This is a genomic window from Trichocoleus sp. ST-U2 (assembly GCF_039961875.1).
Classification (GTDB): domain Bacteria; phylum Cyanobacteriota; class Cyanobacteriia; order Cyanobacteriales; family FACHB-T130; genus FACHB-T130.
This window is the reverse complement of record NZ_JAMPJY010000015.1, coordinates 1-12565: the sequence shown is the minus strand read 5'-3', so window position 1 is coordinate 12565 and position 12565 is coordinate 1. Positions and strand designations below refer to the sequence as shown.

The window sequence follows — 12565 nt, the reverse complement described above, 5'->3', positions numbered from 1 at the left end:
AGCTGGCAGCGATCGCGCTCTAGCGAATCCCCCAGAATTTGGCAAATTACTGCTTCTCCAGATCCTTGGCGGTGTCAAACCGTTTAATCAAATCTGTAATGATACGCGGGTGATTAGTCCTTAAGCCCACCTCTGGCTCTGTGCTTGTGGTATCTGAAGGCAAAAAGTTGGACTTCTGGGCAGTCCATGAGCGATCGCCCTCGCGGTGACAAACGCGATCACTCTTGCTGAGGAAGCGCGATCGCGCCTTACTCCACGATTGGTGCCTCTTTTGGCTCCTTTGGCTTTTTCTCAAAAACTTGTATATTTGACTCTACTAGCACAAAGCCGTTTTCACTCGTTTCTCCCATCTTTCCAGCGATCGCCGCCACCCACATGGGGTACTCGGCTTGTGCCTGTTCTAGCTTCTTAAAGACCTTCGGTTTAACAGTAACGCTGACAAGCTGCCCATCACAGTCAATTTCAAATGACTTCCAGCCATTCTCAACGGTTTTTACATCGGCTGGAAATTCGCTGATTTTTATGGTGATTTCAAGCTTTCCTGAAGTTGTCATTTATCCTCCACTGATGCTGTAAGGCGTTGAACCTTGTAGGAAGTGCAAGCAAGCCGGTGACTCAGCCAGAGATGCCGTAAGGGGTTAAACACGAGATTTCGGCGCACCGAAATTGTTGCCAACTTAGTCACTATACCGAGAGATGCCGTAAGGTGTTGAACACACTCCAATTGCTCGTGTCTCTGTCCCCTCTCCTCGCTAACGGGTTGGCATTTATCTCATAACCAACACCAACCGCCTAAAAACTTTAGCCCAAACCTCACTGATAAACCTATCCAGCGCTGTCCTCACCCCTGTCATCTGTTTGATATCCTCAACAGATGCCCTACAACCCAATCAGCTTGAACTGTTCTCGGCACAGCAGCTTAATTCCGCCTGTAAACCTAATGTGCTGAAGATCGACGCTCTCTGATTTAGTCTTGCCCGCTGAAGTGAGCGATCGCCTTTCCTGGTAGTAAAACCTGGATATGACGATGTAGAGCTGGATCGGACACCAGGGCGATCGCACTGCGGGAAATATACTTATTCCGGATTAGAGGAAGAATTGGATTCTTCAGCACATGAGGGATCTAGGTCTGGTGATGGCAAGTCATTTTAGAACATAAAAACTTTGCCTGTTTGAAAGAAAAAAGTAGCGAATAAATTCATCAATATTTAGGGCTACTGGCAGACATGGGATATGGGCAGATTGACGAAGAAGACAAGGCTCACTCCTCTGTCGCGTTCCTGGCTAACTAGCGGTCGCGAAGGCTGTCATGTACGGCGCGACAAGCATGACAGCCTCACGCGACAGGTCACATGACAAGATTGTGCGACAGCGCGACAAGTCGCATGACAGCTCTATACAACAGGCTATAACGAGCAAAGGCTAAAGCACTTCTTAAAAGTAAGCGAACATGCCTAATTCAAAAACTTGAATTGTTGAGCTGTCAGCAGTATGAACTTCTAAGCTTCTTTCCTGTAAAGTTAACTCAAGCTTTTTAACGGGCATATTGCAACCATTAAAACTAAGTATTTTATTAGCTAATCTTGGATTATGAATAGTTAAAGAAGCCTCTCTCTCAAAAAATCCACCATTACGACTACCGGAAGAAGTACGGTGTATTACTACTTGATCTTTCAACTGCTCCCACCAATAACTAATCTTGTCAAAGTTGCTTTCATTATCATCGGAAGTATTTTCGGCCTCCCAAACAATAATTGACATTAATTAAACTCAAGTAAAGATTAAAAAGAAATTAGCTTAATTTTTCTTTTATGTCAAGCTTATTACAAATCTCTTCCCACTGTTTACTTAAAAACGGATTTAACTTATTAAAGTCATTAGTCGAGAGCAATATCCCAGCCGAAGATTTTGCTGCTTCATAGTTTACAAAAGCATCTAATACATTAGCCGCAGAAGGGAAAGAATCTTGCCCTAATTTATGCAGGAAATGAGAATAAAGCTCTTCATATACTTGCTCACAGCTAAAACGAAGGATTTCAAGGCTCAACCATTCAGCAATAATTTCGCTGGAAAATACTTATCACCAACTACCACCCAGCAGTAGGTCAACCCTATTTGTTTCCCGGTCGCTTCGGTTCTCCTTTTCAACCCGACTCAGCTTAAGGCACTCAGAAAAGCCTGCAAACGAGTCGGACTAGAAGGCATCTCGACTCACAGCTTCCGGCATTCAGCCCTGACCCAAATGAGCAACACTCTAATTCCCTTAAGAATTGTTCAGGAAGTGTCGGGTCACAGGAATCTCAGTCAACTTCAGCTCTGGATTGATAGAGCAGGACTTCTAATACATCTGCTAAAAATGCAATCGCCAGTTGAGCAAGTCACCCAGAACGATGTAGAAAAATACTTCTTTTTTCAAGCACCTGTTTATCTAGCCCTTTCTATTGAGCTATTGATGAATGCATTCCTGGTACTTCGTTTCACTATTTATGCAAGGGATTTATTGAATCTATAAATAAGTTTCTAGATTATTTAATGGTTCTAATATTCTTTATCGCGAAAAAAGTAGCTTCTAACTTATATACATTTATCTAGTTGGATTTGTAAATATTTATTTTCTTCCTGTCTACTTTTTTTGTATTCTAGATTAAAATAGGTAAAAGGAAACACAGAAAAAATACTTTAAGGTATTTTTTTGAAGGATCAAATACTGTTCTTATAGAAATTTACAACAATGCCTCGTCAAAACAATGATCGTATATGGCCAAGAACTTGGAATACTTACTCTGAAGTACCGGGGTATAAAGTAAAATTTAATGTTGATAATCACTCTGGTTTAGTTATAGGATTTTTAGTAGCATTTTCTAGTGAGTCTGATCCCGACGGTAATCATATTCATTATTGGTATGATAGAGGAACTAATCAAGCAGGTTATCAAATGAAAAGTGGTGGGGTTCGTTTTCAATCAAGTGTTGCAGATTCTGTTATTGAAGACATTCGTAAAAAACTCCCATCTTTAATGTTAAATTGATTTCTCGCTTTTATATTATTTAGTTTTCAGAAGCTAATTAAATTTTAGCTTCTTTCTTTTTATACAAAAAATAGAATTAATCAAATATTGAAAGAAATAGAAAGCTTACTAAATAGAGTTAAAAAGCTCCTTCGTATCATCTGTCCATTTACTCATAATAATCTCCTAAGAAAAGGTGATTGGCAATAGCATCTGAAACGCTGTTTTTCTAAACAGTTTTTAAAATTTATTTTATGATTTATTAATCATTATAGGCTTTTGTTATTACTGAGTATATACTACCAACAACTAAGCCAATTAAACAACCGTTATTGAGCCAAGAGCTAATATATTCTGGTCTTACAAGGTTTTCTATAGGTGTTCCAATGTATATTAAACAATATATACCGATTAATATTGGTCCTGAAAAACATGCAGCAAGAAAACTTGCTGGAAAACTTAGAAATATCATGATTAATATGCTTAAGCCACCACCAGACCGTATTGAATACTTTGTAAGGTAATAACTATACCAAAAAGACATATGAATTCCACCCAAAAAACTATATGTTACTGAACTAGACTGATTTCTTAAATAGATTCCTACAAAAAATATTATTAATACAATACATAATAAAATAAACTTATTTAAGTCCTCTTTTCTTTTTCTTTCTTCTTCTTGTTCTCTTCTGCGTTGTTCTAACTGGTTTGATATTTCTCGATCTAATTTTAACTGTTGACGGCGTTTTTCTTGTTCTTCACGAGCTTTTATCTCATCTTGTTGACGTAACTTTTCTTGTTCTTTTTGTCTATTTATTTTTTCTTTTTCCCACTCCGGCTTGAGAATTTCTGCACATACATTATGATATTTTGCTCCTTCTGCATAGACATTATGATATTTGGCTCCTGTACTTTCTATGAACGCAAATCCCTTTAGTATAGGTTCATGGCAATAAGCACATTTATCATTTTGCCACCACTCTCCACATTTTGGGCAAGACGAACATGTCTGTGTTATTGTATACCCACAAAGGCTACAGTAAGCCAAGACCTCATGTACTAAATTTAGACAATTTTGATGGAAAAAATAGATTTCTTCAGATTTTACTAATTCTTCTGGTCTATTCAACGGTTCGTAAAAAACAGAGTTTATTTTAATACGCTTAATAGCTTTTGATAATTGCGCTGGTTTTTTACATATTTTGCAAGGAATACCATGAGGTTTTTTTGTCCCACACTGGGGACATTCATAGGCAACAGAACTGACAGATACACCACATTCTATACATTTAGTCAAATACGATTTGTTCATATGCATATCTACCGTTTAGAAGTCATGATTCAAATGATTGTTTTTCATAAAGGAGAAGAAAAACTTGCGAAATTCTTAGGGGGCTATCAGTAGTGATTGTTAAATCATCGAAAACTAGCTCTTTAAATCTTACTCTGTTGACTATTGGAAAAAATCAGTAAAATTAACTAAAGCTAACGAAAATGCTCCTGCTCACGGTTTGTAGTTGCAAGTGGCAACAAAAATTAAGAAATTTGGAGTCAAATCACGTTTATACAAGTTAACTAATGATCTTGCTTCAATTGTAATATATGTGTTACAAAAATTAATCTGAAAGCGGAGGATGGCGTTCACAGTTGTATACAATGACTTCCGACTGCGTATAAGCAGGTTATTCATTGATGCAGAACGAATATAGCGGCTACTTATTGAAGTAAAGGTAGCTTTCGTTACAACGAAGTAATATTCAACTCTTGGAATTATTGTTATATAAAAATTTCTGAAAGTTTTCGTAGACTAGCTAAAGCATTTCGGAAGACAGGCAAATGACAAACCGCCTCGCATCTTAATCTTTCAGCAATTGCACTAGCGGGACTTAGACATTTTCTAGTCCCTTTAGGAGCTGAAAACCTTTCTGAGCAAGGAAAAGAGGTCAACGACCAAAAAATGCCTGAAACCCTTGTGAATACTGGATTTATGCTCGTTCGAGCTAAAAATCTTTCTCTATCTAGGTTTGAAGCCATTTTTTGATCGGTTTTTGTCTAAGTCCCGCTAGAAACTCAATCGTTCATTTGTCTTTTAAATGACCGTTTACAAGACAGATTTCTCGACTTGACACAATCCGCCTCAAAGCCAGTTCTAACATGTCTCATCACCCATTTTTTAATCTATGTGTCATGAGGCAATTAATAAATGTGGTGTAATTACGAACTCAAATTAGCCGCATCATCTTAATTCTGCAAGAGGTCTAATGAACCGATTATGTCTCTCCAGCGTCGCTTCTGTCCCTACTGCGGACAATCTCATAACAAAGGTGAAAAAAGCAAAAACATTAACTGAGCGCTTTGTCCTACGGGTGTAGTGTTAATCAGTTGAAGGGAAAAATGCCACAAGGCACATGAGGTGGAAATTTAGGCACTACTTTGCCTCTAATGACAGATAGGCTATATTTCCCCCCTTAACAAACCTCATTCCCTCTGGTGTCCACAATTCCTCCGATTCAGCAAGGAGTTGGAGATCAAGACAGTGATCGCTCTTTAGAATTCGGAGCGCCGAATTCTAGCTTCACCCGTCAGGAGGGCCGGAAGTTGAGACAGCGATCGCACTCTGGGATCTTCGGCATAGTCTCGCAGGTAATTTTCTCAAGTTTCCCCTAGAACCAGGCAGACTACTGCTTCTCCATATCCTTGGCCGTGTCAAACCGCTTAATCAAATCTGTAATGATACGCGGGTCATTTGTTCTTAAGCCCACCTCTCGCTCTGTGCTTTTGGTGCCAGAGGTCAAAAAGTTGTGACTTCCTAGCATCGTCCACGAGCGATCGCACACGATAAACTTCTCATGCGTCCCTAGTAGCTTTAGCTTGAATCGGTCTGGATATTTCTGCTCTAAAGTTTCCAGTTCGCTTAGTCCGCTATAGAGAAACGAATAGGATTTGAGCCGATGGCGGATTGAACCAGAACTAGAACTGGTCTTATCGATATCCTTTAGGTGTCCCCAGCCGATGGCGACGTGAACCTTGCGCTTCATTAGGTCCTCAAGCTTCTGAATCACCTCCGAATCAACACCATAACTGTTGGGCCACGGACAAACTAAAATTAGCCGCTCACTCGCAAGAGCCAGGGCTTCCATCAACACAGCGCGGCTGCCAGGGCGGTCAATCGCCAGCCGATACTCATAAGGTTTGACGACTGCAAGCTGTCGGTTAATATCAAGCGCAAGAGCGAGGGCAGATTCCTCAACCTGGGTAGCGATCGCTTTCTCCAGTTCTAAGGCACGAGGGAGAGAGGCGACCTCCTCCCGCAAATCTTGAATCTGCTCCGGCTCTGGTCGGTTATCAAACTGATGCGTCAGATGTGCGAGTGACTGGCTGATGGGGTTGAGGTCTACTGTTTCGGCTGGGGGTAGCGTATGGAGTTGGTGATGCAGGGATTGAACAATGTGATGCACGTCAGCGATCGCGCCTCTGGTGTATTGCTGCGTCTGTTGTTGAAATCGGTAGCGATTGATTGCGTTGAGTGAGAGAGCAACCGTCAGGGGAGCGGTTGCATAGACCGCCTGCTGCAAGACTGCCGCCGCGACGGTTCCTAGCGCAGAGCCGACAAGGGCAGCATATTCAGCAATTTCTATCCAAGGGCGTTTCGTGGTAAACCTCCTTACTGACGCTAAAGTGGGTTATTTTTTTAGTCTTCCCTGCTTAACTGAGCGATCGCTCCTCACTGCACTGTTACCTTTTTTCGCATCCAACCCCGTCACTGTCGCGGTCGAAGCCGTGCGGATCGGGCGGCAGAACCTTGAAATTCCGATAGGAGATATCTGGGCAATTCAGATCCGGTGGACCAGGGGGAATACATACGCCTGGATAAGCGGAGCTACAGTTTTGTTGGGCAGATGGAGCTGGCTTGGGCTTGGCGCTGGAGAATGGTTGATTACTTGCTGATTGCCCGACTCGACGAAAATCCCACGGCATGACTGGTTTACTTTGATTCCAGAATCCCAACTTCTTCTGCTTAGCTTGGGCTTCAGCTTGAAGGTACTGATTTTTTGTGGATGCACAGCCGCTGAGGTACTGGCGATACACAACAGCTTGCCCCTGCTTAACCATTTGCAGGTTTACTGACTGTTTTCCCAGGTAGAGTTCAGCGACAGTTCGTCCGTAGCGATCTTGCTCAATTGCCCGAATCTGCACGGCCTTGCCAGCGGGAAGAAGTTGCTTGAGTTTTGCAGCCGATTGTTGACCCCAAGGGCGCTGTCCTGTTTCTGGCGCGTCAATACAAGCCATCCGGATTGTGACCACCTTTCCCTGGCTTTTTACTCGGAGTGTATCACCATCGCCAGTGCTGACAACTGTTGCTGTGGTTTGGGCAGCGGCGGGGATTCCCGTTAAGACCAGGATTAGGGCAGCGGCAGTTGCAAGTTTGTTCATCACACCTTCTCATCTGGGACAGTTCTAGTGTTCCCAGAAACTGGGAGGCGATCGCGCTCATCCAAGGAACCGTCCTGATTTCATCTGCCGTCGAAGTTTATAAATACTTAGTGATTCGCGATATGACTTATGTGTGGCTGCTAAAGTTTGGGGTCAGCGCTGATAATAAATTGGTTAATATTGTTGATGTCTCTAGCGGAAAAAGTGATTTAGTTTGCCCCTATTGTGGAGTCAAATTAGTCGCGAAGAAGGGTCAAATTAAGGAACATCATTTCGCTCATACCGGGTAAACCTGTCGCTCCGTGACGGTTAAGCGAGAGTTTCCTACCCTTCCTCTGTATGACAACTTCAATATTGAGCTATCAGGTCAGGCACTGCAACTGCTCAAAACCCTGTGGAAGTCATGCGGTCAGAATGGCTGGAGTATTCCTTTCTCTGCCGAACTCAAGCCATTAATTAAAGCAAATTTATTGCAGAAGAATCCTTATCAAAATCCTCCCGGCTACGAGTTTACACAGCTCGGTCAGATTCCAGTTGGAGCGCTGCCTTTAAAGGAATTCAGTCAGATTCAAGAGCCGCTTCTCCTTAAAAAATTAGCTGATATAGAACGGCAGGTTGAACTTGCTAAGGTTCTAAAATCCCTGGACCTGAAAGAACGAGTAATTGATTTATGGCTTTACCGAACTCAGCTCAGAAGGATTTTAGAGCATCGCTTGTACTATTTAGAAGTAATAATTGATAGTGAAACTCTATATAAAATCGGTGTGACCAAGCGACCGCTTGAAGAACGAATGGTAGAAATTAGGCGGGATTTGCGCTGCCACTACAAAAACGTTGAACTTAAGGTACTAGGTACTTGGAAACACAGGGGCAACATTGAACTATATTTCAAGCATCGCTACCAGCCGTTTAACTATCGATTGGGCAGCTTAACTGAATATTACAAGTTTGGTACTGAGGCGAGTAAAGTATTGAACGATTTAGAACAGATGTATCTCAAATGTCTTAGCCAAGTAGAATTTGAGATTTTAATGGAGGATGATAAGTCAGCACCTGCTAGGACTGAAAATCATTGTCTGTGAGAACGAACCTTTTTAAAGACCTCAGCCACGATGATGACCCGCGAAATATTGAGGCTCGATTGGGGTTTGAGCGGCGCAATCAGTTGACCCAAGCGCGAACAAAATTAAAAGAAATCCAAAAGCGGTTAACACAGGCTCTGGATTTGTTGGAATAAGTAGCGATCGCTGTTTTCAAGTTCCAATTGGGACTTATATCCGCCAACCTTGAATAGTGTGATTGCAACTGGTTATCTTATCCGATGCGTCTTTGTATCCCGATGCGTCTTTGTATAGCGTTGGAGAAATTTTGATTGCTAAGGCTGAAAACTTTGGGAGCTATATCGTGTAGCAGCTCCCTTGATTGAATGCTCACCAGCACCGACTATCTTATCTTTGACCATTTCTGAGGCAGTTAATACTCTAAACGCCTGATTATGCTGTAAAACTCAAGGGTTGAAATGTTCAAGCCTGCTTGATTCTTCATTGCAATAGCACGACTGTTGCATACATAGTAGTTCAACGATTGCATTCAGCAGATGCAAATAATACCGAACTCATCACCAAAAGCTGTACTCATTCTGTTGCAACGCACGTTTTATGCATCTTTCAAAAATTACGCCATCTTAGTCACCGAATTCCTCTACAAACATTTTATAAACAGCATCAGTGTTCAGTGCTTTAGCAGACTGAGACATTATGCTGTTATCGGAATCGGCAATCCAGATGATGGCAAATGATTTATCACCTCCAATTAGACCGTCATGACGCAATTCCGTCATCGCTCTCAGAATTGCATTAAGTAACTTGATAGCGTGCGCGACTTCCCAACTATCCATTTCATAATTGTCAGGGTCGTCATTGCCATGCAGTTCTTGAAACTGAGAGTTGCGTAAATTTATGATGGCATTGCTTTTTGGAAACTCACCATGTTCGTAGTTAGACCATTCATCAACAGAATATCGATAATAGGCGTTAGTGACATTCTCTGGAGCGATATCTGATTCTCGATTAAAGGCAACAATAAGGCTATGAATTGCCTCAAATTCACCAGGTAATATCGCATAACCATAAAATTGAATTGCACGAGCATGAAGTTTTGCAACATGTTCGCGAATCTCTAATTTAATGGCATCAACGAGTTCAGGATCGTCATGATCAAGCCATGCTTGCAGGGCTGTGTTTGTCATCAAAAATACTGGGCATGATAGTGCTGAGTTTCGCGTGAAATCCAATATGACTCGATTGGGCGATCGCAACTTTGCTCATCCGTCGAAACGCGACAATAAATCGCTACTCGATACGGCTTTAGCTGTCCCATCTAAACCCCTAAAAAATCAGCGACTAGAATGCTCAATCCAGCATTGGAAAAGTGCCTAATTAATTGTCCCATTTAGAGAGTTCTTTTGTTGAGACAAACTACTCAGTCAAGTAGCTATCTTTTTACGCTTTCGCTCCTGGAATCACTTGGCAAACATGACCTGCTACAATTTGCCAACGGTTCTGTCGCTGTACCCAGACGCGAGTAAAGCGATAGGTTTCTGAGAAAGCTTGACCGCTGTGGGTTCCAGCAGCTTTCACTTTGAGGGTGACTACAATGCAATCGCCATAAGGATGGATTTGGCGATCGCTAACATCCAACGAAGTGAACCTAAACATTCCAGAGCGGTGCGCCTCCAGATCGAATTGCTTGTTGACCACCAGACCTGTATGCATTGTGAATACAAGATCATCGGCAATGAGTTCATCCAGTGCGGAAACATCACTGGTGAGCATGGCGTGCCGCAGTTTTTCTTCCAGGTTTTCAATGTTTTCAATTGTTCTATTTTCCACTGAAGACTTCTCCTCTACACATTGAGAAACGCTTAGTTTTCAGTAAGATTAACCGCAATGATAATGATGTTGTTACTGAAAACAGCAATCTTCGTCTTAGGATGGCGATCGCTAGACTCGATACTTGTAATCGGTAAAACTTGCTTTCGCCTCTTCGTAGGCTTTATTCACTGCTGTTATCCGAGCTTTGGCGATGGGACTGCTGTTGACATCCGTATGCCAAACCTTGGCAGCTGCCCGGTACGCGCTTTTGACTTCTTCTAGAGTGGCACTAGGCGATACCTGTAAAACGTCCCACCATGCCCCTACAAGCGGTGGAGCCAAGATGGATTCAATCAGAATCCAGTCGCAGCCATAGCAGACTCGGTAAATTCCTTCTAAAGTATCCTGTCCCAACTGGGCAAGAACTGTTTGATGCCAATTTCTAAAGGCGTCACGACAACGCTGCTTCATTTTGGGGTCGTAGCTGCTAAGTGCGCCTTTGCTCAGAAATGTATTAAAGCCGATATATATTTCCCCTCCATTCGGCTTGGGATCGTAGAACGGATCTTTCCCTTCTGCCAAACACTCAAGCACTCGCCGCGTATCTGCTGAGGGTTCTGGCAGTTCTAGAAGCCCAGTCAGTTCGTTGGCAATTTCTCGTGATTCTGGGTTCTGCCGCCACTGCCAGTAATTCACGTTAGGTTTGCCCAGTTGTTCAGCGTAGTTTCTCAGCCAATATTCTCGTCGGTTAATCGGCGGGTGAACCCCCACCTCTAAAGCTTTTAAAATTCCCCATTGCTTTTGTCTAAAAGCATCGACAATCTTTTCCTTCAACCCAGAGCCAAAATAATTAGATGTCAATGCCCATTGCACAGCTTCTAGGGGTGTGGCAGCCGTAGTCGGTTGATCTAGATAGATTAAGTGGTATTCGCATAACTTCTTAACGGCTTTCTCATTGTCGTCAGGGAATGCCAGCGTCCAACTATTGTCAACTTGCCGCAGACATTCATTCACTCGATCCGCTAAGTCATTAAAGCGTTCTAAGTTTTCGCGCCAGCATTTTTCCCACTGTTGTGTGCCCTCTTGGTTCCACCAGTCGGCATTACTGATGCTGCACTCTGTCACCAAAATGGGTTCGTTTCCGCTAAAATCCAGCAGCTCAGGAATTAAAGAAGCTGGAATTTGCCAATACGGGGAATTACTTGTTACAGGTTGATTTGGCTGTCTGGCTTGATGAAATTTTTCGATAACTTCAATGACTTTCGGCTTCACTGGGTCTGGCACCCGCATCACAGAGGTAGTGTAATCCTCTTTTCTCGTCCTGCCGCCCGTGGGTTTATTCATTGTGGTTAAAACCTTTATTGTGTAGGTATTCTACCCGTTACAGGTTTATTAGAGAGTTTTTTACAGAGTTTTCAGAAAGAATCCAATCAGATTCTCTGGGAAAGCGCTGTGAGGGTAGGCTGGGCAGCATCGATTGCCCAGCCTTTTCTTAAGCGCGATTCTTAATTGCTGTCCTGTCCAGTGAGGCGCGTAACCTTGCTCTTGTAGTGGCTCCACTTCGACTTTTGGTAGGAACTCCAAGAAGCGATCGCCTTGAATGCTGCGTTGACTGTCTTCGGCTGCGATGGTTCTACTCCAGAAACCAGGGTCAGTTCAGTGGCGAAGAACTCGTGCAATCCCCCTCACATTCCACGCCGATCCAATTGCTGCCAATTGTCTTGACCTGACCAATCTTTCCTCGCAGGCGGTAGTTAGCGGCGATGTCTACTCTTTTGTCTGAAGCGATCGCTATCCCATGCCAATTGGCACAACTCAATCTCCCCCTTCAACTTCTGCCAAAGCCTCAGCCAGTAGAATTCGCAGCACTTCAGATTTCTTCCTGCCAGTGCGATTGGCAAGATTGGTAAGACGGCGGTGCATTTCTGGCGAGAGGTCTAGGCTAACTCTAATGGGTCGCTCTTTGGGTGATTCCTCTTTTTGTAATTTTTCCAGCAGCCCTCCAGGTTCTGGAGCAGGTGGGGAAGAAGACGGTTTTTCATCTGCTGGTTCAGGCTCTGGTTCGCCAAAGATAAATTTGTCAGCAGCAGCATTCAAAGTTTTCCGGGGTTTCTTGGGAGTCATTTGAGTAATTTCAGAATTTCCTTGAACAAAGATTCAAATTCCTTGGCTGATGCTTCTGCCCCTCTGACCTCCCAAATAGATGCCTCCTGAGAGAAGCAGTCAGAAATTGCCTGTTTTTGATGAATCA

General features: G+C 42.9%; 18 protein-coding genes. 6 read left to right on the top strand and 12 right to left on the bottom strand.

The window, feature by feature from the left end:
- Positions 1 to 248 precede the first annotated feature (248 nt).
- From NC996_RS12280 to NC996_RS12265, 4 genes are all read right to left on the bottom strand, one after another.
- Positions 249 to 554 (bottom strand): fertility inhibition FinO-like protein, encoded by a 306-nt coding sequence (locus NC996_RS12280; protein WP_190690467.1) that lies wholly within the window; start codon positions 552 to 554, stop codon positions 249 to 251.
- 413 nt (positions 555 to 967) lie between these two features.
- Positions 968 to 1114: a hypothetical protein gene (locus tag NC996_RS12275; RefSeq protein ID WP_190690466.1), complete on the bottom strand. Its 147-nt coding sequence runs from the start codon at positions 1112 to 1114 to the stop codon at positions 968 to 970.
- A 320-nt stretch (positions 1115 to 1434) separates the two neighbouring features.
- Positions 1435 to 1761, bottom strand: a complete 327-nt coding sequence (locus tag NC996_RS12270) for a hypothetical protein (protein ID WP_190690464.1) — start codon at positions 1759 to 1761, stop codon at positions 1435 to 1437.
- Between the two features lie 31 nt (positions 1762 to 1792).
- Positions 1793 to 2047: a hypothetical protein gene (locus NC996_RS12265; protein WP_190690460.1), complete on the bottom strand. Its 255-nt coding sequence runs from the start codon at positions 2045 to 2047 to the stop codon at positions 1793 to 1795.
- 66 nt (positions 2048 to 2113) lie between these two features.
- On the opposite strand from NC996_RS12265, the gene NC996_RS12260 reads away from it, so the two are divergent.
- Together NC996_RS12260 and NC996_RS12255 are read left to right on the top strand one after the other, a co-directional pair.
- Positions 2114 to 2512: a tyrosine-type recombinase/integrase gene (locus NC996_RS12260; RefSeq protein WP_339380565.1), complete on the top strand. Its 399-nt coding sequence runs from the start codon at positions 2114 to 2116 to the stop codon at positions 2510 to 2512.
- Positions 2513 to 2731: 219 nt separating this feature from the next.
- Positions 2732 to 3028, top strand: a complete 297-nt coding sequence (locus tag NC996_RS12255) for a hypothetical protein (RefSeq protein WP_190690458.1) — start codon at positions 2732 to 2734, stop codon at positions 3026 to 3028.
- Between the two features lie 241 nt (positions 3029 to 3269).
- Here the strand turns inward: NC996_RS12255 and NC996_RS12250 are convergent, their stop codons facing one another.
- The 3 genes from NC996_RS12250 to NC996_RS12240 form a co-directional block, all read right to left on the bottom strand.
- Positions 3270 to 4319, bottom strand: coding sequence for a hypothetical protein (locus tag NC996_RS12250; protein WP_190690455.1), 1050 nt, complete (start codon positions 4317 to 4319; stop codon positions 3270 to 3272).
- Positions 4320 to 5685: 1366 nt separating this feature from the next.
- The gene (locus NC996_RS12245; protein ID WP_190690452.1) at positions 5686 to 6582 is read right to left on the bottom strand and encodes a phospholipase D-like domain-containing protein; all 897 of its coding nucleotides are present in this window, start codon (positions 6580 to 6582) and stop codon (positions 5686 to 5688) included.
- A 160-nt stretch (positions 6583 to 6742) separates the two neighbouring features.
- Positions 6743 to 7441: a thermonuclease family protein gene (locus NC996_RS12240; protein WP_190690448.1), complete on the bottom strand. Its 699-nt coding sequence runs from the start codon at positions 7439 to 7441 to the stop codon at positions 6743 to 6745.
- Here NC996_RS12240 and NC996_RS12235 point away from each other — a divergent pair.
- Genes NC996_RS12235 through NC996_RS12225 form a run of 3 tightly spaced genes read left to right on the top strand, consistent with a single transcriptional unit; the run spans position 7426 to position 8678 of the window.
- Positions 7426 to 7731, top strand: a complete 306-nt coding sequence (locus tag NC996_RS12235) for a competence protein CoiA family protein (RefSeq protein ID WP_242037737.1) — start codon at positions 7426 to 7428, stop codon at positions 7729 to 7731. The genes NC996_RS12240 and NC996_RS12235 overlap by 16 nt on opposite strands.
- A 12-nt stretch (positions 7732 to 7743) precedes the next feature.
- Entirely contained in the window at positions 7744 to 8523 is a 780-nt protein-coding gene (locus NC996_RS12230) for a GIY-YIG nuclease family protein (RefSeq protein ID WP_242037736.1), read from the top strand.
- Positions 8520 to 8678, top strand: coding sequence for a hypothetical protein (locus NC996_RS12225; protein ID WP_190690445.1), 159 nt, complete (start codon positions 8520 to 8522; stop codon positions 8676 to 8678). The genes NC996_RS12230 and NC996_RS12225 overlap by 4 nt, the downstream gene beginning before the upstream one ends.
- A 447-nt stretch (positions 8679 to 9125) precedes the next feature.
- Here the strand turns inward: NC996_RS12225 and NC996_RS12220 are convergent, their stop codons facing one another.
- Positions 9126 to 9689 (bottom strand): DUF4303 domain-containing protein, encoded by a 564-nt coding sequence (locus NC996_RS12220; RefSeq protein WP_190690442.1) that lies wholly within the window; start codon positions 9687 to 9689, stop codon positions 9126 to 9128.
- On the opposite strand from NC996_RS12220, the gene NC996_RS12215 reads away from it, so the two are divergent.
- Entirely contained in the window at positions 9679 to 9879 is a 201-nt protein-coding gene (locus tag NC996_RS12215; RefSeq protein WP_190690439.1) for a hypothetical protein, read from the top strand. The two genes, NC996_RS12220 and NC996_RS12215, sit on opposite strands and share 11 nt — an antisense overlap.
- A gap of 63 nt (positions 9880 to 9942) precedes the next feature.
- On the opposite strand, the gene NC996_RS12210 is transcribed toward NC996_RS12215, so the two are convergent.
- The 4 genes from NC996_RS12210 to NC996_RS12195 form a co-directional block, all read right to left on the bottom strand.
- On the bottom strand, positions 9943 to 10332 hold the full coding sequence (locus NC996_RS12210; protein WP_190690435.1) for a nuclear transport factor 2 family protein: 390 nt from the start codon (positions 10330 to 10332) through the stop codon (positions 9943 to 9945).
- Between the two features lie 111 nt (positions 10333 to 10443).
- Positions 10444 to 11658, bottom strand: coding sequence for a J domain-containing protein (locus NC996_RS12205; RefSeq protein ID WP_190690431.1), 1215 nt, complete (start codon positions 11656 to 11658; stop codon positions 10444 to 10446).
- A gap of 307 nt (positions 11659 to 11965) precedes the next feature.
- Entirely contained in the window at positions 11966 to 12133 is a 168-nt protein-coding gene (locus tag NC996_RS12200; RefSeq protein ID WP_339380560.1) for a hypothetical protein, read from the bottom strand.
- Entirely contained in the window at positions 12130 to 12438 is a 309-nt protein-coding gene (locus NC996_RS12195; RefSeq protein WP_190690425.1) for a ribbon-helix-helix domain-containing protein, read from the bottom strand. The genes NC996_RS12200 and NC996_RS12195 overlap by 4 nt, the downstream gene beginning before the upstream one ends.
- Positions 12439 to 12565: the final 127 nt, after the last annotated feature.